The organism is Mucilaginibacter pineti, from assembly GCF_900101875.1.
In the GTDB taxonomy this organism is placed as follows: Bacteria; Bacteroidota; Bacteroidia; order Sphingobacteriales; family Sphingobacteriaceae; genus Mucilaginibacter; species Mucilaginibacter pineti.
In genome coordinates this window covers 160976-185148 of record NZ_FNAI01000002.1, presented here as the reverse complement: position 1 = coordinate 185148, position 24173 = coordinate 160976, and the positions used below count along the sequence as shown (strand labels likewise).

The 24173-nt window shown below is 43.5% G+C and carries 15 protein-coding genes; 10 read left to right on the top strand and 5 right to left on the bottom strand.

Going from position 1 to position 24173, the window contains the following annotated elements:
- Positions 1–16: 16 nt before the first annotated feature.
- From BLS59_RS05125 to BLS59_RS05100, 6 genes are all read left to right on the top strand, one after another.
- Complete coding sequence (locus tag BLS59_RS05125) at positions 17–571, top strand: RNA polymerase sigma factor (RefSeq protein WP_091145600.1); 555 nt, start codon at positions 17–19, stop codon at positions 569–571.
- 61 nt (positions 572–632) lie between these two features.
- The gene (locus tag BLS59_RS05120) at positions 633–1574 is read left to right on the top strand and encodes a hypothetical protein (protein WP_091145597.1); all 942 of its coding nucleotides are present in this window, start codon (positions 633–635) and stop codon (positions 1572–1574) included.
- 12 nt (positions 1575–1586) lie between these two features.
- Complete coding sequence (locus tag BLS59_RS05115) at positions 1587–2075, top strand: hypothetical protein (RefSeq protein ID WP_091145594.1); 489 nt, start codon at positions 1587–1589, stop codon at positions 2073–2075.
- Between the two features lie 329 nt (positions 2076–2404).
- Positions 2405–3595, top strand: a complete 1191-nt coding sequence (locus BLS59_RS05110) for an aspartate aminotransferase family protein (RefSeq protein ID WP_091145592.1) — start codon at positions 2405–2407, stop codon at positions 3593–3595.
- Positions 3596–4228: 633 nt separating this feature from the next.
- Positions 4229–6505: a glycosyltransferase family 4 protein gene (locus tag BLS59_RS05105; protein WP_091145590.1), complete on the top strand. Its 2277-nt coding sequence runs from the start codon at positions 4229–4231 to the stop codon at positions 6503–6505.
- 106 nt (positions 6506–6611) lie between these two features.
- On the top strand, positions 6612–7637 hold the full coding sequence (locus BLS59_RS05100) for a glycosyltransferase family 4 protein (protein WP_240315152.1): 1026 nt from the start codon (positions 6612–6614) through the stop codon (positions 7635–7637).
- A gap of 245 nt (positions 7638–7882) precedes the next feature.
- Here the strand turns inward: BLS59_RS05100 and BLS59_RS05095 are convergent, their stop codons facing one another.
- Entirely contained in the window at positions 7883–9352 is a 1470-nt protein-coding gene (locus BLS59_RS05095; RefSeq protein ID WP_091145585.1) for a glycoside hydrolase family 130 protein, read from the bottom strand.
- 328 nt (positions 9353–9680) lie between these two features.
- On the opposite strand from BLS59_RS05095, the gene BLS59_RS05090 reads away from it, so the two are divergent.
- Positions 9681–10358 (top strand): response regulator transcription factor, encoded by a 678-nt coding sequence (locus BLS59_RS05090; RefSeq protein WP_091145582.1) that lies wholly within the window; start codon positions 9681–9683, stop codon positions 10356–10358.
- A gap of 10 nt (positions 10359–10368) precedes the next feature.
- Positions 10369–11691, top strand: coding sequence for a sensor histidine kinase (locus tag BLS59_RS05085; protein ID WP_091145577.1), 1323 nt, complete (start codon positions 10369–10371; stop codon positions 11689–11691).
- 101 nt (positions 11692–11792) lie between these two features.
- Here BLS59_RS05085 and BLS59_RS05080 read toward each other — a convergent pair whose 3' ends face one another.
- The 3 genes from BLS59_RS05080 to BLS59_RS05065 form a co-directional block, all read right to left on the bottom strand.
- Positions 11793–12713 carry a DUF58 domain-containing protein gene (locus BLS59_RS05080; RefSeq protein ID WP_091147329.1) on the bottom strand — a complete coding sequence of 307 codons (921 nt, stop codon included), beginning with the start codon at positions 12711–12713 and terminating at the stop codon, positions 11793–11795.
- Positions 12714–12816: 103 nt separating this feature from the next.
- Positions 12817–13137: a thioredoxin gene (gene trxA, locus BLS59_RS05075; RefSeq protein WP_091145573.1), complete on the bottom strand. Its 321-nt coding sequence runs from the start codon at positions 13135–13137 to the stop codon at positions 12817–12819.
- 539 nt (positions 13138–13676) lie between these two features.
- Complete coding sequence (locus BLS59_RS05065; protein ID WP_091145566.1) at positions 13677–14441, bottom strand: SDR family oxidoreductase; 765 nt, start codon at positions 14439–14441, stop codon at positions 13677–13679.
- A gap of 130 nt (positions 14442–14571) precedes the next feature.
- On the opposite strand from BLS59_RS05065, the gene BLS59_RS05060 reads away from it, so the two are divergent.
- A complete protein-coding gene (locus BLS59_RS05060; RefSeq protein ID WP_091145562.1) occupies positions 14572–14982 on the top strand; it encodes a winged helix-turn-helix transcriptional regulator in 411 nt (136 codons plus the stop codon).
- 209 nt (positions 14983–15191) lie between these two features.
- On the opposite strand, the gene dnaE is transcribed toward BLS59_RS05060, so the two are convergent.
- Positions 15192–18776: a DNA polymerase III subunit alpha gene (gene dnaE / locus BLS59_RS05055; RefSeq protein WP_091145558.1), complete on the bottom strand. Its 3585-nt coding sequence runs from the start codon at positions 18774–18776 to the stop codon at positions 15192–15194.
- 169 nt (positions 18777–18945) lie between these two features.
- Between dnaE and BLS59_RS05050 the strand changes: the two genes are divergently transcribed.
- Positions 18946–24171 carry a translocation/assembly module TamB domain-containing protein gene (locus BLS59_RS05050; RefSeq protein WP_449406537.1) on the top strand — a complete coding sequence of 1742 codons (5226 nt, stop codon included), beginning with the start codon at positions 18946–18948 and terminating at the stop codon, positions 24169–24171.
- Positions 24172–24173 lie beyond the last annotated feature (2 nt).

Sequence of the window (24173 nt, the reverse complement as noted above, 5' to 3'; positions counted from 1 at the left end):
CTATAAAAAATAAAAAATGTCGGTGCAGGTTGAAGATTCAGAGATATTAAGCAAGTTCCAGGACGAGAAAACGCGTAACGAGGCGTTTAACCTGCTGCTAAAAAAATATCAGCAAAAAATTTACTGGCACGTTCGCCGCATGGTTATCGATCATGACGATGCGGACGATCTTGTGCAGGATGTTTTTATAAAGGTTTGGAAAAACCTGCTTGGTTTCAGGAACGACGCGCAATTATATACCTGGATGTATCGCATAGCATCAAACGAGTGCATTACTTTTTTGAATAAGAAAAAACAAAAGAACAATGTATCTTTAGATGATGTGGCCTACGAACTGGCAGATACGCTGGCCGACTCGACCTATTTCAATGGCGATGCGGCACAGCGTAAATTACAGGAGGCCCTGTTAACCCTGCCCGAAAAGCAAAAACTTGTATTTAACATGAAGTATTACGAGGACATGAAATACGAGGAAATATCGCAGGTTTTGGGTACAAGTGTGGGTGCTTTAAAGGCATCTTTTCACCTGGCAGTAAAAAAAATTGAGGCTTATTTGCTTTCAAAAGATTAAATTCAAAATTAATTCAGAATCACGTTAAACCTTTTAGCACTTCGTTCATCTATAGTTATGTATGAAAAGCGATATGGACAATAGGGAATGGCTGGATGATTATACGGCACTAAAGCAGATCAATGCAATTGATCCGTTTACAGTGCCTGCCCGCTATTTCGATGAATTAGCGCAGCACATAGCATCACGCGTAAGGCTGGAAGAGTTAAAAAGCTCATCCACAGGCTTTACTGTTCCTGAAAATTACTTTGAACAACTAAGCAGCAACATACAAAGCCGCATAACTATTGAGCAGATTGCCAATAACCAAAACACAGGCTTTACCGTTCCTGAAAACTATTTTGAAGAATTAGGCAGCAACATCCAGGCCCGGATAGCTGTTGAAGATGTTTTAAATAAACAAGATAGCGGCTTTGCTGTACCGCCAGATTATTTTGATGAATTAAGCAATAATATCCAGAGCCGGATAAATATTGAGGAATACGTTAACCACCAGGCGCAGGATTTTACCGTGCCCGAAAATTATTTTGAGGAGCTGAGCAGCAACATCCAAAGCAGGATTAATGTGGAGGAGCATATAGGCATTGAAGCCGAAAGCTTTACCGTTCCTGAAAATTATTTTGAAAAGCTTAACGCCAGCATCCTTGCCAAAACCGTTAATGAGGTTCAAGAAACCGATAACGTTATTAACTTTCAGGATGCGGTTAAAAAGCGCGCTACAGTACGCAAGCTTTGGGCTTCACACACCATAAGGTATGCTACAGCTGCCTGCTTTGCCCTTATACTGGGTATAACCGTTGTGTTAAGAAGCTCGGTACCGGCACATGACCATAACCACTCGTTTTTACATGAGCAGGTTTCGGCCGTACCTGTTGACGAGATCAGGAGTTACCTGGAATTGCATAGCGATGCAAGCGATACCCGTACGCTGATGGATGCCAACCAGAAAAGTAATAGTTCCAATACAGATGAAGATCTGTCGGATTATATTGATGCTAATTGATTATAAAGTTTAATGAGTAATTTGATAAGGTTTGTTTTTGTTTTGTTTTTTACTGTAGCCGCCGGCTATGAATCTTTTGCGCAGGTACGAAATAACCTTCAGCCCAGCCAAAGAGTATCCCCTGAAAACAAGGGAAAAAAAGGCGCTATGGGTAAAAAGCTGGAAGCTGCCCGCCAAAATTTCATCAATAGACAGCTTAGTCTTACCGATAACGAATCGACCAAGTTTTGGCCCATTTATAACCAGTATCAGCAGGAACTAACCGCAGTACGCATCCTGAAACGCCTTAATAACTCAAGCACGGCTGCCAATGGTACCGAGCAAATTGATAAAGAGATTTATTACGAAAGCCAGCTGGTAGCCATCCGCAAAAGGTATAAGGATGCTTTCCTCAAAATACTCCCTCCCGAAAAAGTAAGCGAGCTTTACAAAAGCGAACGCGAATTTAACGATGAACTCATCAAACGCCTCAGCGAAAGCAGCGAAAGAGCAGGGAACTAAGTTAGTTTTGAATTATTGAATTAGTGATTTATTGAATTTTGGAATCGTTGATTTAATTCGTGAATTATTAATTAGAATGCCGATTTTTGCAAAGCATAAAAAAGGCTGTCATGCTGAGCCTGTTTAAACAACACCGTCATTGCGAGGTACGAAGCAATCTTTAAGTATTACATAGCGGATTTGCATAACTGCTTTGCGTCTGTAAAGATTGCTTCGTACCTCGCAATGACGTGTTTCATTTATTATTCGCTAATTCACTAACTCTCAAATTCACTAATCCACAATTCCCTCACTAATTCACTAATTCACCCACTCACTAATTACCATCCATGCCTACCCTACGACAACTCTTTTTGGCTAATAACGCGCAAACCACCAATTTTCCTTTATTGCTGGAATTTGAACGTGCCGAGGGTATTTATATGTACGATGCCGGCGGTAAAGCTTTTATAGACCTGATCTCGGGTATTGGGGTGAGCAGTTTGGGGCATGGCAACCCGCACGTTATTGAAGCCGTAAAGCAACAGGTTGATAAATACATGCACCTGATGGTATACGGCGAGTTTGTGCAAACCCCGCAGGTACGCTTTGCCGAAAAGCTGATATCCATACTGCCCGATAATCTGCAATCGGTATATTTTACCAACTCGGGTGCCGAGGCTGTTGAAGGGGCCTTAAAACTGGCCAAACGCTTTACCGGCAGGCAGCAGATCTTGGCTTGCCAAAACTCGTACCACGGCAGTACGCATGGTGCGTTAAGCGTAATGGGGAATGAGGAATTTAAGCAGGCTTACCGTCCGCTATTGCCGGGTGTAGGTTTTATCCGGTTTAATAATGTTGATGATCTCGAACTGATCACCGAACAAACCGCCGCCATTATCATAGAAACCATCCAGGGTGAAGCCGGTATCCGTGTACCCGATGCAGCCTATCTGCAGGCCTTGCGCGCCCGCTGTAATGAAACAGGCACATTGCTTATTTTGGATGAGATACAGGCCGCCTTTGGCCGTACCGGCAAGCTGTTCGCGTTTGAACATTTTGGAATAGTGCCCGATATATTGTTGCTTGCCAAAGCACTTGGCGGGGGTATGCCTATTGGTGCTTTTATTTCATCGACCTCAATTATGGATTCGCTGAAAGATAACCCCATCCTGGGTCATATCACCACTTTCGGTGGTCACCCGGTTTGTTGTGCAGCGGGATTGGCGGCGCTGGAAGTATTGCTGAACGAGGATCTGCCATCCGGCGTAGCCGAAAAAGAAGCCCTTTTCCGTAAACTGTTGGTTCACCCTGCCATCAAAGAAGTGCGCGGCAAAGGCCTTATGCTTGCCGTTGAACTGGACAGCTTCGACCTGAATAAAAAAATAATTGACCGCTGTATTGAAAACGGCGTAATAACCGACTGGTTTCTGCACTGCAGCAACTCCATGCGCCTTGCCCCTCCCCTCATCATAAAACCCCACGAAATAGAAAAAGCCTGCGCGGTTATCATTGAGGCTATTAATTTTTATACAAGCTGATATATCAGGCTAAGGTCAAAACATCCCCGATAATGCGGCAGATAGCGCATGTAAAACAATCGTCTATATTTTAAGCCCCATCGGGGCAACGTGTTTATAGCTAAAACGTAGCTTTCGATGGCTCCGTAGGTGCCTCCTTATTTAACAGGAAGCTCCTATGGAGCTAATCATTACATACAATATCTATAAACACGAAACTCCTATGGAGTTAGTAAATCCGTTTATTCTCTATATTTGATAAGGGGCTATAACTCCGCCATAGCATCAATACAAGCATTCCCGCCTTTTTTGATTATATTTGAAATGATGCGATTATCCCAAATATCGTAGCAAATCTTCCGCCGCTGATCCTTAAAGCAAAACCCTTTAAAAATCATCAAGTATTAATTATTCCTGTGCTTTTCTGAGTAACATTTAAGTTACCATATTAAATAATACCTCATAAATTTTAGTTTGAGTTAAACTGGTATGGTTTGTGCATTTATTAGATAACTATCAAAAAATGCGCTTAAAATAACTGGAATAGGAGAAATAAGCACACAAATGCACTTTTTTATAGTCACCTGTTAAACAATAAGCAAAAAGCTGTTGTTTAATTTTTACAACTACAGGTTTTAAAAATTCTATCTACATATGAAAATAGCATATATATCAACTTATCCACCTCGCGAATGCGGCTTAGCTACATTTAATCAAAATTTGATGCGTGCCATTAACGCCAATTTCCCCGAACGTCGTTCGTTAGGACAAGGCGGCTTTGTGGTTGCGTTAAACGATTCGGAAAGTATACAGGAATATGAATACCCCGAGGAGGTTAAATATGTTATCCGCCAAAATCATCAAAAGGATTACATCCGTGCGGCCAACTACATAAACACCAGCAGCGCCGATGTATGTATCATGGAGCATGAGTTTGGCATTTATGGCGGCGAAAGCGGTATTTATATCCTGCCGCTGATAAACCGTTTGGAGAAACCGCTGATATCTATACTGCATACCATATTAAAAGATCCCAGCTACGTACAGCGCATCATCATCCGTGAAATTGCCGAGCAATCGTCAAAAATAATTGTGATGAGTAAGCGGGCCGTGGAGTTTTTAACTACCATTTATGAAATTCCGGCCGAGAAGATCCAGATCATTGAGCATGGCGTGCCGGATGTGGAAGCACCTGAGGAAAACCCGGTAAAAAACCTATCGGCATTTAAAAACCACCGTGTATTATTAACATTTGGTTTAATAAGCCGCAACAAGGGGCTGGAAACCGTAGTTAGAGCGCTACCCAAAATAGTTGAAAAACACCCCGATGTTATGTATGTGATATTGGGTAACACGCATCCGGGGGTAATAAAAAACTCGGGCGAGGAATACCGCGATCATTTAAAAACGCTGGCAAACCAGCTGGGTGTATCAAAAAACCTGGCTTTCATCAATAAATTTGTAACCGAAGAAGAGCTGGTAAATTACCTTACCGCCTGCGAAATTTACGTAACACCTTACCTGAACGAAGCGCAGATAACCAGCGGTACATTATCATACGCCGTAGGCGCCGGTGCCGCTGTGGTATCAACCCCTTACTGGCATGCTACCGAGCTTTTGGCCGATAAACGTGGGCGTCTTTTTGATTTTAAAAATAACGAGGCGCTGGCCGATATTACAATTGAACTGCTTGACCAGGACCGTGTTTTAAACGAACTAAAAGAAAACGCCTATGAATATGGCCTGCACCTGCGCTGGCCTGTTACCGGTGCCGAATTTATTAAGGTTGCACAAGAGTCGATAGCTACGTTTGACTTTAGCGACAAGATATTAAAGAACAGCATTGTTGACCCCGAAATACTACCCAAGTTTAGCCTTACCCACGTACTGCGCCTAACCGATGATACCGGGATTGTTCAGCATGCCAAGTACGGCATCCCTAATTTAAAGGAGGGGTATTGTTTGGACGATAACGCCCGCGCGCTTATCATGGCGCTTATGGCCTATCAGCGCAGCGGTAGCAAGGAAGCATTTGAATTGCTGCCCATCTACCTGAGCTATATCCATTATATGCAAACCGATGATGGTAATTTCCGCAATTTCTTGAGTTTCGACAGAAGGTATCTTGATGAGGTTGGTTCTGAAGATTCATTTGGCCGTACCATTTGGTCGTTAGGGCATTTAATTGGTTGTGCTGCCAGCAACTCTTACCGGGAGTTTGCGCTGGAGATTTTCCATAAATCGGTACCGCATTTTACAGCTCTCACCCATTTAAGGGGGATAGGCAATACCATTATTGGTATCAGTTTGTATCTGCAGGCTATCCCGACAGATGAAGGCATGATCAAACTATTGAACGATTTAACCAAGCCGCTGATTGATGCTTTCGAAAAAAACCAATCTGACGACTGGCAATGGTTTGAAGAAAAAATGACCTATGATAATGCCATACTTCCGTTAGCGTTGCTCCACTCGTGCGAGATCACCGGTAACGAGGATGCCAAAAGGATTGCCTTAGCCAGCATGGCGTTTTTAGATAAGCTAACACTGGCGAACGGTTATTTAAGTCCGGTTGGTAATGATGGCTGGTATTACCGTGGTGGTACCTTCCCAACGTTTGATCAGCAGGCTATTGAAACTATGGCGATGGTACTGATGCATTTCCAGGCTTACCAGATTTTCCGTGTGCCGCAATATATTGAAAAAATGTTCCTGAGCTATAAATGGTTCCTGGGCGAAAACACACTGCGTGCGCCGTTGTATGATCACGAAACCAAGGGCTGCTGCGATGGCTTGCTGCCAAGCGGCATAAACCGTAATCAGGGCGCCGAAAGCACGCTGGCATACCTAATATCGCACTTAACGGTACTTAAAGCCTTTGAGTTGGAATACGAGTACAACAAATACGGCCAAAAACTGGAAGTATGTTAAATGAATGTGCAGATATGCAGATTTCAGATGTGCAGATTAGAAAATTTGGACATTAACAAATCTTTAAATCAATTATTTGCATATCTGCACATCTGAAATCTGAAATTTGAATCTGCACATCAAAAACATGAAGGTAGCTGTATTAGCTCCTGTTGCCTGGCGCACACCGCCCAGGCATTACGGACCGTGGGAACAAATTGCATCAAACATTGCCGAAGGCCTCCTAAAACTGGGTGCCGAAGTAACCCTTTTCGCTACCGGCGATTCCATTACCGCTGGCAAACTGGAGGCTGTTTGCGCAACCGGTTATGAAGAAGACCGCAACCAGGATGCCAAAGTGCTGGAATGCCTGCACATCAGCAATCTGATGGAAAAGGCCAGTGAGTTTGATATTATCCACAACAACTTTGATTTTTTGCCGCTTACCTATAGCGGGCTCATAAAAACACCGGTGATAACAACCATCCACGGTTTTTCGTCGCCGCGGATTGTGCCGGTTTATAAGAAGTACAATGGCATTGGTCATTATGTATCCATTAGTAATTCCGACCGCAGCCCGGAGCTTGATTACCTGGCCACGGTTTACAACGGGTTGGATACGCGTGATTTTACCTTCTACGAAACACCGCAGGATTACCTGTTATATTTCGGCCGCATCCACCCGGATAAGGGAACAGCCGAAGCCATCGAGATAGCTAAAAAAAGCAAACGAAAACTACTGATAGCCGGTATTATTCAGGATGAAAATTATTACCGCGAAAAGGTTGAACCCCACCTTGGTGATCAAATTCAATACACAGGCCACGCCGGTCCCGATAAGCGGAAGGAGCTTTTGGGTAATGCTTATGCCCTGCTGCACCCCATAAGTTTTAATGAACCCTTTGGCATGAGCGTAGCCGAAGCCATGCTTTGCGGCACCCCGGTAATTGCCTTCAACAAAGGATCGATGCCCGAGCTGATAAAAGATGCCCAAACCGGCTTCCTGGTTAATACCGTTGATGAAGCCGTGAATGCTGTTGGCAGGTTAAATGAGATCAACAGGATAGATTGCTATAACTGGGCAAGCTCGCAGTTTTCCTGCGATAAAATGGTTGGAGATTATTTTGAATTGTATAAACAGATTTTGGGGTAATACACTTTTCTTGTCATTCTGAACGGAGTGAAGAATCTGTTAATCGGCAAGCACATCGGCAATTAGATTCTTCACTCCGTTCAGAATGACAAATTTAAAGAACTACTCCCGCGAGGTTAGCGCAGCGTAACTCGTGGGTAACTTGGTTAAAGCCTTTGGCTTACATTCAGCTGAAAGCTGACACCATGCGCCCCACGAGCTGAAAGCTCGCGGTAGTAGTGTTACTGCTTTTCGCTTTAAGTTCCCTACTCGCTTTTATCTTCCTTTAACTTATCCAGTAACTCCTGTAAACCAACTTCGGCAAAGGCGGTTGATGAATCGGATACGCCGTAAGGGATGATCAATTTTTCGTTGTGTACTATGGCACCGCAGGAGTATAGCACATTGGGTACGTACCCTTCGCGCTCATCGCTGTTAGGAATTAATAAAGGCTCTTTAAGCCTGCCAATCTCTACAGCAGGATCATCCAGCTTTAGCAAACTTGCGCCCAGTACATAGCGGCGCATTGGGCCAACACCGTGGGTAATTACTATCCAGCCGTCCTTGGTTTCAATTGGCGAACCGCAATTACCTATCTGGATGAATTCCCAGCTAAATTTTGGCTGTTGCAGCAGGATGGGTTTTTCCCAGATGTTTATTTTATCGGCATACATAATGTAGTTGTTGCAGCCGTCTATACGTGATATCATTACAAACTTGCCGTTCACCTTACGGGGGAATAGGGCAAGGTTTTTATTTTGCGCCCCGGCACCATACAGGGGCATTATCTTAAAATTATAAAAATCGTTGGTTTGCAGCAGTTTTGGCATAATGAGCGAGCCATCATAGGCCGTGTAGGTAGCGTAATAAACCTTGCTGCCATCCTCATTGGTAAAATGTACAAAACGGGCATCTTCAATACCTTTGCGTTCATACTCGGAGATGGGGAATATTACCCTGTCGGAGATATCAGTATCCAACGAAAAAACAATTTCATAGTAGGAATCAGCCAGCCAAAGAACCTTGTCGTATTCCAGGCGCTTCATATCGCTTTCCTGCAATTTTTGCGAATCGAGGATGATGCGGCGCAGGTTGGCGTACTCAAAATGATGGTCGAGCTTTGATTCCAGCTCGCTTATCACATCTATATTAATTTGTGTTATAGCAGCTTTTTCAAAGAAAAGCTTCTTGTTATAAACGGCATTCCGCACAATTTCGGCTTCGTCTATATAGCTTCCGGCAGGTAAAATGGTGATGTTATTGTCCTTGTCAATTAATCCGCGGCGGAAAGTAATGGAAGAGATGTGCCCCTCGCCCACTGCCCTAAAGCTGATAATTACCCGGCGCTGCCCGTCTTCCAGTTCGGTTTGATCAGGGTCTTCAACTATAGATGGATTAAAGAACGCTGCCGATTCGATTGAATATTCATGTGTAAAATAGGAACCTATGAGCAGCTTGCGATAAATGGTAATTGTATCATAATCAATATTTAACTCCTCAAAAAGTGGTTTTAATTTACTGCAATGCCTGTTTAATACGCGGGTAATATTACGATGCCTTTTGGAGTACTCCTGCAATAGCGGCGATACGATGCCAAAAGCAACATCTTCGCTAATGCCCATTACCCGTTCAAGAACTTCCTTGGCGCGGTCGTTCCCATTAAAAAAGAATCTGGCGATAACACGTTTCGGATCGGGGTTTACTCTTATGGGTTTTCGTTCAATGGAAAGTCTCATATATGAAAGATAGCATTTACTTTGTAACAGTGATGATCTTAAATTGATTTAGCTATTTTGAGATTTTCGGAAATCGGGAGTAAAGATTTTTGGAGTAAGGAGCAAAGACTTTTTGGAGAGTTAAGACTTTTGGAGCAAGGCCTCTCGGACATGAGATGGAATTATCATCACTGATAATAATTCGTCAGCAGAATAAATCCCTTATCTAAAAGTCCTTGCTCCAAAAATCTTTACTCCTTCATCCAAAAGTCCTTCATCCCAAAATCCTTGTTCCTTACTCTCCAAATCCTTGTTCCAAAGTCCTTGAAATCTCGTAAATTGCAGGCGTATGAATGTATTAATTGTTGAAGACGAAAAGGGTTTGGCCCTTGAGGTTGACGAATTTTTAAGTCATGAAGGTTTTACGGTAGAGCATGCCCGTACCAAAAAATCGGCAGAGGAAAAGATCTTTGTAAACAACTACGATTTTATACTGCTTGACCTTGGCCTGCCCGATGGCGATGGTTTCGACCTGCTGAAAATGTTAAAGGGTATTAAAGACCGCCAGGATGCCGTTATCATCCTCACTGCCCGCGGCGCCGTTGATGATCGTGTGTTGGGCCTTGAGCAAGGTGCCGATGATTACCTGGCAAAACCATTTTCATTAAATGAGCTGCTGGCGCGAATGCACGCCATTACCCGCCGTAAGCACCGTCTGGAAAGCAATGATATTAATATAAAAGGACTGAAGGTAAACATCCAAAACCGTACGGTGATGTTTAATGACGAGCGCATTAACCTCACCAAAAAGGAGTTTGAAATTTTCAACTACCTGGTGCTCAATAAAAACAGGGTAATATCGCGCACCAATCTAACCGAGCATGTTTGGGGCGATGTACTGGAAATAAACAGCGACTCGAACTTTGTGGATGTGCACGTTAAAAACCTGCGCAAAAAACTTTCACAATACATCCCTATTGATTGGTTTGAAACCGTTAGGAGCATCGGCTACCGCATAAATATTTAACAGCAGGTAAATGAAATTACAGGTAAAACTGGCCCTATATAATACCTTAACCAAGGTAGCTATCATTCTGCTTACCGGTTTGCTTATTCTGTTATCTATAGAAAAAATCTCCTATAACCATATTGAACTAAGGCTGGAAGAAGATAAAAAGGAAACGATGAACAGCCTTTCATCAAAAGAGATCAACAGCTTTATAAGTACCAATAAAAAATATACCGATTATAACATTTTAAAAGAGGAATTTATAACTATAACCCCTGTTAAGTTTAATCCGGTAATTACTAAAGATGTAAAATTCAGCACCGAAACCCGCAGTGTTGATACCAATACGCAAACTTACCGTATCCTGTCGCACCGGTTTAATTTTAACGGGCATACCTATATGCTGGAGATTGGCGAAGCCATTGAATCGGTAGAGGAGCTTAAATCCATTATCAAAAAGTTTACGCTGGTTGTACTGATTATAGCGCTGGTGCTTACCCTGGTGAGCGACCTTATATTTACCAAATTTTTGCTGGCCCCTTTTTATAAGATCATTGATCGTAAGCTGATAAAGGTTAACGACCCTATGAATTTCGACTATGAAAAGATAAAAACCACCACCCAGGATTTTGAACTGCTGGACGATAGTATCTCGTCGCTGATGAAAAAGATCTCTAATTTGTTCATCCTCGAAAAGCAGTTTATTGCCAACGTATCGCACGAGTTGCTTACCCCGATATCCATCATCAGCTCGCGGCTGGAGAATATACTGTTACAGGAAGAACTTACTGAAGGCAGCGAAAATAAAATGCACGCCTCGCTGAAAACCCTTAACCGATTAAAATCAATTATTAACAGTTTACTGCTCATATCAAAGGTTGAAAACAACCAATATGATAAAGCCGATGTGGTAATGATTGCGGCCGTTGTTATGGAGATCCAGGAAGAACTGGAAGACCGGATTGAGGAAAAACAACTAATCTTCGCCAATCTTATTAAATACATTTACTCCATACAGGGTAACCGCCCGCTCATGCACACCCTGTTGTTCAACATTATTAATAACTCTATAAAATACAACAACCAGGCGGGTACCATTACCATTAGCGATGAACTTGCTGAAGGCACCTACACACTTATAATTGCCGATACCGGCGCAGGCATGGACCAGCAACAAATTGACAGCGCCTTTAACCGCTTTGAAAAGCTGGATACCGACGAGAAAGAAAGTTATGGTTTGGGGCTGGCTATTGTAAAAAGTATTACCTCGTTTCACAATATCGTTATTAAAATAAGCTCGGTAAAGGGCAGCGGCACCACGGTGAGGCTGATATTTAACACGCAGAATTAAGTTCACCTTATCTTCATGTACAAGGTGTTACTTTACTGTTGTTTTTAATGCGTTAGCTTTATTTTTTTTAAAAAGACTGTTCAGTAATGGGCAGTCTTTTTTTATATCATCTTGTTTCGCTTTACCAGGTAGGTTTTCAGCATTTCGTGGTAACCCCCGTTGATATCCACATCCACCAAATCGATATGGTATTGGGCACATTTAAGCTCCAGCTCATGGCGATATGCTGTTAATAACCGGCGGTAAGTATCGCGCACCTTGCCTGGATGCACCTTTATTTCGGCACCGCTTTCCATATCAACAAAATGGTGCGGGCGGTTATCAAAATTAAAGTCTATTTCTTTTTGCTTATCGCTTACATTAAAAATAATTACCTCGTGCTTGCTGAACTTTAAATGCTGAACCGCCGCAAACAGCGCCTGTAATTTTTCGGGGTTAAGGCTGTTCTCCAGCATATCGCTAAAGATGATCACCATTGATCGCTGGTGAATTTCCTGGGCTATGTGGTGCAGCACCTGGGTTATATTGGTAACCGTATTCACCTTTGGCTGGGCGTACATTTTCTCCAGCTCGGCATATAAATGAAATAAATGCGTGGTGGTGGATTTTGCCGGACTCAGCCAATCTATCTTATCCGAAAACAAGCATAGGCCAAAAGCATCGCGCTGTTTTTTAAACAGGTGCATTAACGAGGCAATCGCATAAACCGAAAACTGCAGTTTGCTCATCCCTTTCTCCGGGAAGTTCATGGACGATGAGGTATCCAGCAATAAATAACAGCGCAGGTTGGTTTCTTCCTCAAACTGTTTTACAAAAAGCTTATCTGTGCGGGCCAACAATTTCCAGTCGATATTTTTTACCGATTCGCCATTGTTATACAGGCGGTGTTCGGCAAACTCTACCGAGAAGCCGTGGAACGGGCTTTGGTGCAGGCCGGTAATAAAACCCTCAACCACCTGCCGGGCCAGCAGCTCGAGGTTGGCCAGTTGCCTAACCTGCTGATCGTCGTTTAACTTGGGCATAAGGCTAATATAGGGCATAAAAAAAGCGTTGCAAAATTGCAACGCTTTTTAATTTAAATATGGTGGATTAAGCTATTGATAAACTTAATTTGTGCCGAAGCGATTAGGCTAATTGCTTAGCTAATTTATCAACTAATACTGATTTTGGAACCGCGCCGATTTGTTTATCTACAATTTCGCCATTTTTAAAGAACAATAAAGCAGGAATATTGCGGATACCGAATTTCATTGAAATACCGGGATTGTTATCGACATTAACTTTACCAACAACAGCTTTGCCTTCGTATTCTTTTGCAATGTCTTCAACAACCGGACCTACCATTCTACAGGGACCACACCATTCTGCCCAAAAGTCAATAAGTACGGGTTTGTCTGATTTCAGGACAAGTTCGTCAAAGTTTGCATCAGTTATTTCTAAAGCCATGATTTTTATTTTTTAAATTTTGTTGTACAAATATATACTATTCAAATTGCTTGCCACAAATGCCGCCTGACAATGTGACAATTATATTAATATAACTTTTCCACTTAACATTTGCGTGACTGTAGGTTGTTAACAAAGGGTTACCTTTTATTATTCCTGATATTAATGAATATAAATTATAAGGCTATGTTAATTCCTTTTGTACTATTACTAATGCTGTTTACAGCACCTGTTGTTCAGGCAATTTTTTCGGCAAAACGGATAAATAATTCTTGCTCTTTGTCGTTAGCGCTTTTAGCATTTCTTTGTTTTCTTTTAGGATTAGTATTATCTGTGACTGCTGTAATAGTTTTCATGATGTTGCTGCCCTCCGATATAAAATGTGCTACCGGTTGTATTGGTGTGGCGCCTCTTGGTTTTATGATAACTATTATAACCACTCCGATCATATATTTCGTTTACAGATCCAAATACCGGATAAAACAAAAAAATGACCAGCAGTTACTCACTCCCGGTCATTAATTGATTGTGTTAATTACTTATGCCCCCTTTAAAGTAGCCATACCGCCATCGGCAATTATTTCGGCACCTAATATAAAGGTGGAGTCATCTGATGCCAGGAAAGCCACTGTTTTAGCAATCTCTTCTGAGCGACCGAAACGGCCAACCGGGATCTGTTGTATCAATCCGGCACCCATGCCTGCTAATTGTTCTTCGGTTAAACCTAATTTATCGCTGGTATGCAATGGCGTTACAACCGGACCGGGACTTACAGAGTTTACCCTGATCCGTCTTGATAATAACTCGGCCGATAGGTTTTTGCCTAAGGAAAGCAAAGCCGCTTTACTTGCTGCATAAACGCTTGCGCCACCCATACCAACGTGTGCGTTGATAGATGTGTTTAAAATAACCGAGCCGCCATCATTAACCAATGGCAACAGGCTTTGCAAACTAAAGTAAGCGCCTTTAAAGTTAATGTTCATGATATCATCAAACATTTCTTCAGTCATCTGATCGGCCGAGTTAAACTGCCCTACACCGGCGTTTACAAAAATGATGTCGATGTTTTCGGTTATGGCTTTTACTTTGTCGCCCAGTTGTTTTACCTGGTTAACGTCGGCGCTATCGGCAATTACGCCTTTGGCGTTGTCGCCAAGTAAAGCAACGGCTTCATTAACCGATTTTTCGTTTCTGCCGGTGATGATCACTTGTGCACCTTGTGCAATGAACTCCTGTGCTGTGGCCAGGCCTATACCACTGTTACCGCCTGTTATTACTGCTGTTTTTCCTGCTAACTTTTTCATTATCTTTGTTTTGATAGATCAAATGTACATCGGTTTTTATCGTTCCACAAGAATGCACCATTTAGTATGGAACGTACTTTTTGGTAGGTTATGAGCCGTTTTGATTTAAACCCGGTTTCACTTTTTAATTATGACAAAACAAAGACATCCGGAATTTACCTGCGCTATGGAAGCGGCCCTGAGTGTGATAAGCGGCAAGTGGAAGTTAAAGATCCTGAACCAGTTACTAACCGGATCAAAGCGCTACAGCGAGATAAACCGCAACATTGCCGGCATGACCGAAAAGATGCTTTCGCAGCAAATACGCGAGCTGGAAGAAGATAAAATAGTAACGCGCAAAATATATCCCGAGGTACCGCCAAGGGTTGAATATTCCCTGACCGACCTGGGGAAAGAGCTATCATCCATCTTTTACACACTTGAAGTTTGGGGCAGCCACTTCATGACCACCACCAACGCCAACGGCGAAATTATACAGCCCGATTACACCTGCTATACTTTGGTACAGGACGAAGTAAAGGTGGAGAAGGAAGTGATATAGCTATTTACGATATTGAGAGAGACAGTAACAATCGTCCCAAAACAAACTTTGTCATTGCGAGCGTAGCGCGGCAATCTCATCATGCTATTCCACCACGCCAAGTGTGCTACCTATCCTGTGAGATTGCTTCGTACCTCGCAATGACATAACTTTATACAAGGCAAGACCTCGCGATAACATCGCTTAATATGCATAGCAAAACGTCATATCTAATTCAAAACAGGCTGACTATTAGTCAGGTTAAAGATGCCGGCCATGAGGTCGTCGCTGGGGTTTACCTTGAAGGTTTTTGAGGCCAGTTCAACCAGCATAACTTCTTCCCTGTCCTTTATCTGGAAACGCAGCTTACAGTTCTTTACCGGGTATTTCTGGTTGTTTTCGTTGATGATGTGCTGAATACCATCTAACAGCTGACTGTTAAGCATGTTGATATCAATGCACACCGTTAATGATTTGGTATGCTTATCCCGCATTTCAGATAGCAGGTCCATCACCAGGATGCGCAGGTCCCAGTTATCCTTCTGGCGAAATTTCTCTTCAATATTGCCTTTCAGGTGCAGGAAATAGCCCTCCATCATGAGGTTACGGAATTTCACATAGTCGTCGCCAAACAAGGCAAACTCGTACGATTCATTATAATCCTCCAAAACAAAGGTACCGAAGGGCTTACCGGTTTTAGTCATTTTATGCTGCACGCTGGATACCAGGCCGCCTATCCGTATTTCGCCGCGCTTACGCAACTCATTGAAAGCACCCATAATATCTTCGCCCCCCTCGCCCGAGCGCGCTTTCTGCATCAGTTTAAGATCGCTGATGCTGCTGTTGCAAAACCTTTCCAGCTCTACCTTATAATTGTCAAGCGGGTGCCCGGTTAAATAAATTCCGATAACAGTTTTTTCGTATTTCAACTTTTCAATTAGCGGCCACTCCTCGGTTTCGGGCATAGCGGGCTCAGGTACATAGGATGCCACCGAACCACCAAATAACGACGATTGGGAACTGCTTTGCACATTCTGATAATCGTTGGCATATTTTATCAGGCGTTCAACACCTGTTAAGGTACCGGTATCTGTTTTTGCAAAAAACTGCGCTCTGGCATAGCCAAACTCATCAAAGCCGCCACCCTGCACCAGGTTTTCGTAAGCCTTGCGGTTTACACTGCGCGTGTTTGACCGGCGGGCAAAATCATATACCGATAAATACGGACCATTGGCAATCCGTTCTTCAATAATACTTTCCACTGCTTTATCGCCAACGCCTTTAACGCCGGTTAAACCAAAGCGCACCTGGCCTTTTCTATTAACCGCAAATGACAGGTCAGACTCATTAATATCCGGTCCTAATACCTCAACCCCCATCCTGCGGCATTCCTCCATAAAAAAGGTGATCTTTTCCATGTTGTTCTGGTTATTTAAAACCGCCGCCATGTACTCCGATGGGAAATGCGCCTTTAAATAAGCTGTTTGGTAGGCCACAAAGGCGTAACAGGTAGAGTGCGATTTATTGAACGCGTACTGCGCAAATGCCTTCCAGTCCGTCCATATTTTGGTGAGTTTATCTTTGGGGTGCCCCTTGGCCATAGCCCCATCCATAAACTGCGATTCCATTTTGTTAAGTACCTCAATTTGCTTTTTACCCATCGCCTTACGCAAAACGTCGGCATCACCTTTACTAAAGCCAGCCAGCTTTTGCGATAAAAGCATCACCTGCTCCTGGTATACGGTAATACCATAGGTTTCGCCCAGGTACTCTTCCATATCGGCCAAATCAAACACAATAGGTTCGCGGCCATGCTTACGGCTGATGAAATTGGGGATATACTCTATCGGGCCCGGCCGGTACAGTGCGTTCATGGCAATTAAATCCTCAAACTTATCGGGCTTAAGCTCACGCAGGTACATTTGCATACCATCACTTTCAAACTGGAAGGTACCGTTGGTATCGCCGCGCTGGTAAAGCTCATAAGTTTCCTTATCATCAAGCGGGATATAATCAATATCTATATGGATGCCGTGATTTTGCTTGATCATGCGCAGGGCATCCTTTAAAATGGTAAGGGTTTTAAGGCCCAAAAAGTCCATCTTAATAACGCCCGCATCTTCAATCACACGTCCATCGTACTGGGTAACCAGCAGGTCGGAGTCTTTTGCTACCGCGACCGGAACAATATCGGTAAGGTCATAAGGGGCAATAATGATACCCGCAGCGTGCACACCCGTGTTACGTACCGAGCCCTCTAACTTTGAGGCTTCTTTTAAAACCTGTGATCGAAGGTCGTTGCCGTCAAGTATCGCCTTTAGCTCCGGTACCTGTTCAATGGCCTCCCGCAAAGTGATGCCCAAAGTATCGGGCACCAACTTTTTAATTAAGTTCATTTCAGATAGCGGCATATCCAGCACCCGGCCCACATCCTGGATGCTGGTACGGGCAGCCATTGAGCCATAGGTAATAATTTGCGCTACCTGGTTTTTACCATATTTTTCAACCACATAGTCAATAACTTTCTGCCGGCCTGCATCATCAAAATCCGTATCAATATCGGGCATCGATTTACGATCGGGGTTAAGGAAACGCTCAAACAGGAGGTTGTACTTCATGGGGTCGATATTGGTGATCCCGGTACAATAGGCCACCACTGATCCCGCTGCCGAACCACGACCCGGGCCGATAAACACCCCTATGTCGCGCCCATGCTTTATAAAATCGGCCACAATTAAAAAGTAACCGGCAAACCCCATGGTACGGATGGTGAAAAGCTCGAAGTTAATGCGCTCCTCTACCTCCGGCGATATATCAATATAACGCTCTTTAGCGCCCGTGAATGTTAAATGTTTTAAATACTCCCACTGGTTAAGCGTATCGGCATCGGCAGTGGTATGGATATTAAATTCGGGCGGAATAACGAAGTTGGGCAGCAGGATATCGCGCTTTAGCTTCAGCACCTCTACCTTGTCAACAATTTCGTTGGTATTATCCAAGGATTCGGGCAGGTCATTAAACAGCTTGCCCATTTCGGCCTGCGTTTTAAAGTAAAACTGATCGTTGGGGAAACCAAAGCGATAACCGCGGCCACCTTCCTCATCGGTAGCTATAGGCGTGCTTTGCATATCGCCCGTGTTTACGCACAGCAAAATATCATGCGCATTTGAGTCCTGCTGATCTACATAGTGCGAATCATTGGAGCAAATTATCTTTACGTTATACTTTTTAGCGTACTCCAGCAATACCTTGTTCACCGTATTTTGGTCGGGAATGTCGTGGCGTTGCAGCTCTATATAAAAATCTTCGCCAAAAAGATCAAGCCACCATTTAAATTCTGTTTCGGCCGCTTCAGGGGTATCCCTTAAAATAGCCTGCGGTACCGATGCACCAATGCAGCAGGTAGTGGCAATAATTCCTTTATGGTATTTTAGTATCAGTTCTTTATCAATACGGGGCCATTTGCTGTACAGGCCTTCCATGTAACCCAACGAGCATAGCTTAACCAGATTTTTATAGCCTTCGGGGTTTTTGGCCAGCATCAGCTGGTGACGCCTAACGTCCTTTTTCTCCTTGGTAAATGCTTTTTTATGTCTATCCTCTACCACATAAAATTCGCAGCCTACAATGGGTTTTACGTTGTGTTTACCGGCTTCGGCCACAAACTTAAATACACCAAACATATTACCATGATCGGTTATGGCCAGGGCCTTCATGCCATCGGCGGCGGCCTTTTTATATAGCTTTGATATATCGGCTGCACCGTCAAGTAAGGAGAACTGGGTATGTACGTGTAGGTGAGAAAAATCTGGCATAGTTAAATCCGTTTCAACAAAATCTGTAGAAATACAAAGTTATTAAAAAACAAGTTCGCCGTATTGAGTGTTGAAAAACAAAATGCTGTCGGCCCCACCCAAACCCTCCCCAAAGGAGAGGGCTTTAAGAATTTTTAAATTTTCCTTTCAGGGAGAAATATAGCCGGGGATGGCTTATTATTTGTTTATATTCAGTGCATCTGCTTTTACCTTTGAAAAACTAATACAATTGAAAAAAATTATACGAATAACTCTCAAAACAATACTCTGGATACTGGTAAGTGTCGTTTTACTGATTGTTCTTGTAGTAATTTTAATACAAGTGCCCGCTGTGCAAAATTTTGCTAAGGATAAAGCCGTAACTTTTTTACAGGGAAAAATACATACCAAAGTGCAAATTGGCCACATTAGCTTGGGCCTGCCCAAGCTGCTGGTTTTAGAGAATGTGTATTTTGAAGATCAGAAAAAAGACACGCTTATTGCCGGCGATAAATTAAAGGTTGATATCAGCTTGTTTAAGCTGCTGCACAACCAGGTTGAGATTAACGAGATCAACCTGCAGGGGATTACCGCTAACGTAACCCGCGGAGCCGACAGCGCCTTTAACTTCGATTATATTATGAAAGCCTTTGCGGGCGAGCAGAAGAAAGAAGTAAAGCCTACGGATACCACATCTACCATGAAGTTTTCTGTTGATAAAATAAATCTCGACAGGATAAATATAAAATACAAGGATGCCATAAGCGGCAACGACGTAAAGTTTTTGCTGGGCCATTTTGATACCCGCATTAAGGATTTTGATATGGATAAAATGAAATTTACCATACCCAAGATCACACTTACCGGTGTTAATGCCGTTGTCATACAATCGCCAAGCGGACCACCGCCGCCTGATACCGCCACCGCACCATTGAATATGGACCTTAAACTGGGCATAATTGATATCTCCAAAATAAAGGTGGATTACCGCAGCCCGGATATGAAGGCCAACGTAGACCTGAATAAGCTGTTGGTAGAGATGGACAAGATTGACCTGAAACACCAAAACATAGGCATCAAAAATATCGAACTGAATGATACCAAAGCGGGCATAAGCCTGGCCAAACCAAAAACGGTTGTTAAGGCGATAGAGAAAACCGCTAAAAAACTGGATACGCTGGTGGCATCGCCGCAATCATCAAAATGGCGGCTGAGCCTGGGTAAGGTGAGCTTTAGCAACGATAATGTGAAGTTTGATAACGAGGCGCAAAAGGCAATAGCAAAGGGGCTTGATTTTGGCCACATGGATCTGCGCAGCCTTAATGCCGAAGCTGAGAACATCTCCTACTCGCCAGATACTATTTCCGGTAAGATCAACTCTTTCTCCTTCACCGAAAAAAGTGGTTTGAAGATCAATAAATTCCATACCGCCTTCTTTTACGGACCAACCAGCGCGTACATGAACGATCTGTTGTTGGAAACACCGCAAACTACACTGCAAAAATCGGTACAGGTGAGGTACCCGTCTATAGCGGCTATCAGCAAAAATATTGGTTCGCTGGGTATCAATGCCAATTTAGACGGCAGTAAACTGGGCCTTAAAGATGTATTGCTGCTGATGCCAACCATGGCAACTATAGAGCCATTTAAATCATCGCCAAATACGGTATTTAAAATAAACGGCAAGGTGAGCGGACAGGTGAACAACCTCGATATCCCTAACCTGGAAGTTACGGGCTTAAGCAGTACCCACATTAAGGCATCGGCTAAAATGAAGGGTTTGCCTGATGTTAATAAGGCCTACTTCGACGTTAATATTATCGATTTTAATACCAGTCGCGCCGATATTGCCAAACTTGCGCCAGCCGGCAGCATCCCGCCAAATGTAAGCATCCCCGAAAAAATGAACCTGAAGGGTAATTTTAAAGGCGGCATGAATACGTTTAACACCAAGATGAATCTGCGTTCAAGCTATGGTGCTGTTGACCTTGTAGCTACCATGAAAAACATGCAGAACAAGGCTAAAGCCGCCTATACTGCCAGTATAAAAGCCAACGACCTTAATGTGGGCGCTTTAACCAAGCAGCCGCAAATGGTGGGTAAAATTACCATGAGCGCCAATTTAAAAGGTGTAAGCATCGACCCTAAAAAGGCAAGTATTGCTTTTAACGGTAACGTAGCTAAAGCCTATGTAAAAGGTTACACGTACCAAAACCTGGTAATGAAGGGCACCTCCAGCAATGGCGCCTATACTGCCGTTGCCCGCATGAAAGACCCTAACATCAACTTCGGGCTGGATGCTAAGGCTAATCTGACTAAAAAATATCCATCGGTGAATGCAACCTTAACTGTTGATAGCATCAACCTTAAAAATTTAAATTTTGTTAAGGATGATATGCGCTTTCACGGTAAAATAGTAGCCGATGTACCAACTGCCGATCCCGATTATTTGAACGCCAACATTCAGGCTACTGATCTGCTGGTGGTAAACAAGGGGCAACGTATTCAATTGGATACGGTAAGTCTTATCTCCACCGCCAATGCCGATAGCAGCACGCTGCGCTTAAAAACCCCAATCATGAATGCACACATGGCTGGCAAGTATAAGCTTACCCAAATTGGCGATGCCATGCAGGATGTGATCAACAAATATTTCAATACGGCTATAGCGGGAGGACAAATTGCAAGTCAAAAGTCAAAAGTCAAAAGTCAAAAAAATACAAAACTGGCAACTCGCAATGCAAAACCAGCAACTAAATACTCGCCGCAGCAATTTACGTTTGATGCTAAGCTGGTTAAAACGCCATTACTTACACAGTTTGCACCAGATCTTAAAACGCTCGACCCTGTATTGCTGAACGGCAGCTTTAACAGCGAAACCGGCGAACTGATAGTTAAAGGCTCCATCCCGAAAGTGGTTTATGGCACCAACGTGGTTAATCGCGCGGCGCTTAATATTAATACCGGCAACAACGCGCTTAACTACGGCTTTACTGTAGATGAGGTAAAAGTTGGTTCGTCTGTTGATCTGTTGTACACCAGCATCTCGGGCAGTGCACAAAACAATAAGTTAAATGTGAGCCTGCAGGTAAGGGATGCCGCTAAAAAAGAACGCTACCGGGTTGCCGGCGTGTTTAGCGTTATGCCAAATCAATACCAATTCAGCTTTGTACAGGATGGCCTGCTGCTTGACTATACGCCCTGGGCGGTTAATGCCGATAACTTCCTGCAATACGGCCCTAAAGGAATTTTGGCCCATAACTTTACCATTAGCAACAGCAACCAGATCCTGAGTGTTAACAGCGATTCGCAGGAGTTTAACTCGCCCATTACGGTTAAGTTTAACAACTTCCATATTGAAACGCTCACAAAAATGGCCAAGCAGGATTCCCTGCAGGTGGGTGGTACCATTAATGGCGACGCGCATGTAAGCAACTTCCAAAAGTCGCCGCTGTTTACGGCCGCTATAAACGTTAACGATTTTAATTTTAAAGGCGATACCGTTGGTAACATCGCCCTTAAAGTAAATAACCAAACCGAGAATGCTTACGCCGCAAATGTAAGCATAACCGGCAAAGGCAACCAGGTTGACCTGAGCGGTTTATACTATACCGAACCCGAAAGCAAGTTCGACATGAACCTGAACATTGTAAGCCTGAATATGAAGAGCATAGAAGGCTTTAGTTTTGGCAGTATCAGAAACGCATCGGGTAATATTACCGGTCAGCTTAAAATTTCGGGCACCACAACGGCGCCGGCGGTGCGGGGCGATGTAAACTTTAATAAGGTTGGCTTTAACGTATCCATGCTTAACTCCTACTTCCGTATGCCGCAGGAAAGTATCACATTTAATAACGAGGGCATTAGGTTTAATGATTTTACACTGGTTGATTCTACCGGAAACAAGGCAATTATCAGCGGCAGCGTTTATACCAAAACCTATACCGATTACGCTTTCGGTATGGATATCAACGCTACCAATTTCAGGGCGGTTAACTCAACCCAGGCCGATAATAAATTGTTTTACGGTAAGCTTTATGTAGATACACACGTTAAGATTCGCGGCAATATGTCCAAACCGGTTGTTGATGCTTCTTTAACCGTGAATGATAAAACAGATATGACCTTTGTGCTGCCAACTTCCGATCCGGGTATTGAGGATCGTAAAGGGGTGGTTGAATTTATTGACCAAAGCGCGCCAAAGCTCGATTCTATATTACTTGCGCGCCAGCTGGATTCGCTTAAAAAATCAGATTTGAAGGGGCTTGATGTATCGGCCAATATAAAGGTTGATAAAAACGCCGCCTTTACTATTGTTGTTGATGAGCGCAACGGTGATGTGGTACATTTAAAAGGCGAAGCTAACCTTAACGGCGGGATAGACCCAAGCGGTAAAATAAACCTTACCGGTACTTACGTGGTTAACTCGGGCTCATACAACCTGGCTTATGCTACGGTAAAACGTACCTTCAACTTTAAAAAAGGCAGTACAATAGTATGGACCGGTGACCCTACCAGCGCCAATATTGACCTTACCGCTATTTACGTAGCCAACGTGCCCCCTATCGACCTGGTTGAAAATCAGCTATCGGGAACCGAAAACTCGGTACAATACAAACAGAAACTGCCGTTCAACGTAAATCTTAACTTAAAAAATCAGCTGCTTACGCCGGATATCAGCTTTGATATTGTATTGCCGGATAGTAACTACACTGTGAGCAGCCAGGTGATAACCACCGTAAACTCACGTTTAGACCAGGTAAGGCAGGACCCTAATGAACTAAACAAACAGGTACTTGGCGTATTGGTACTTGGCCACTTTATTGGCGATAACCCATTACAAAGCCAGGGCGGCAGCACAGGCGTAGAAGGCGCTATACGTAACAGTGTAAGCGGTTTGTTAACCGATCAGCTGAATAAACTGGCTGGCAATCTTATAGCCGGTGTCGATCTTAATTTCGGTGTAACATCGGGCGAGGATTACTCGTCAGGAACGGCTACCAACCGAACGGACCTTAACGTAGGCCTCTCCAAACGGTTCCTGAACGACAGGCTAACGGTTACCGTGGGCAATAACTTTAACCTGGAGGGTAACCAGCAGGGCCAGAAAGCAGCGAATATTGCGGGTGATGTATCGGTAGGATACAAACTAAGTAAGGATGGCAGGTACGCCTTACGCGCTTACCGCAGGGATGAGTTTATTGTAATACAAGGCCAGATCATTGAAACCGGCGTGGGCTTTACCTTAACGGTTGATTATAACCGTTTCCGGGAGATATTCCGCAAGCGCACACCGGAGGAAAAAGAAATGCGCCGCAAATACAGGCAGGAACAAAAAGAGAAGGCAAAAGCGGCAGATGACGCGGCAAAGGCACAACAGCAAAAAGCAGCATCGACACCTACAACTACAAACTAAGC

Excerpts from the sequence above, each read along its gene's own strand:
- BLS59_RS05120 (WP_091145597.1), top strand. The coding sequence starts at position 633 with ATGAAAAGCGATATGGACAATAGGGAATGGCTGGATGATTATACGGCA.
- trxA (WP_091145573.1), bottom strand. The coding sequence starts at position 13,137 with ATGGCTTTAGAAATAACTGATGCAAACTTTGACGAACTTGTCCTGAAA.
- BLS59_RS05050 (WP_449406537.1), top strand. The coding sequence starts at position 18,946 with ATGGCTTATTATTTGTTTATATTCAGTGCATCTGCTTTTACCTTTGAA.
- BLS59_RS05060 (WP_091145562.1), top strand. The coding sequence starts at position 14,572 with ATGACAAAACAAAGACATCCGGAATTTACCTGCGCTATGGAAGCGGCC.
- BLS59_RS05105 (WP_091145590.1), top strand. The coding sequence starts at position 4,229 with ATGAAAATAGCATATATATCAACTTATCCACCTCGCGAATGCGGCTTA.
- BLS59_RS05125 (WP_091145600.1), top strand. The coding sequence starts at position 17 with ATGTCGGTGCAGGTTGAAGATTCAGAGATATTAAGCAAGTTCCAGGAC.
- BLS59_RS05085 (WP_091145577.1), top strand. The coding sequence starts at position 10,369 with ATGAAATTACAGGTAAAACTGGCCCTATATAATACCTTAACCAAGGTA.
- BLS59_RS05115 (WP_091145594.1), top strand. The coding sequence starts at position 1,587 with ATGAGTAATTTGATAAGGTTTGTTTTTGTTTTGTTTTTTACTGTAGCC.
- BLS59_RS05095 (WP_091145585.1), bottom strand. The coding sequence starts at position 9,352 with ATGAGACTTTCCATTGAACGAAAACCCATAAGAGTAAACCCCGATCCG.
- BLS59_RS05065 (WP_091145566.1), bottom strand. The coding sequence starts at position 14,441 with ATGAAAAAGTTAGCAGGAAAAACAGCAGTAATAACAGGCGGTAACAGT.
- dnaE (WP_091145558.1), bottom strand. The coding sequence starts at position 18,776 with ATGCCAGATTTTTCTCACCTACACGTACATACCCAGTTCTCCTTACTT.
- BLS59_RS05080 (WP_091147329.1), bottom strand. The coding sequence starts at position 12,713 with ATGCCCAAGTTAAACGACGATCAGCAGGTTAGGCAACTGGCCAACCTC.
- BLS59_RS05090 (WP_091145582.1), top strand. The coding sequence starts at position 9,681 with ATGAATGTATTAATTGTTGAAGACGAAAAGGGTTTGGCCCTTGAGGTT.
- BLS59_RS05110 (WP_091145592.1), top strand. The coding sequence starts at position 2,405 with ATGCCTACCCTACGACAACTCTTTTTGGCTAATAACGCGCAAACCACC.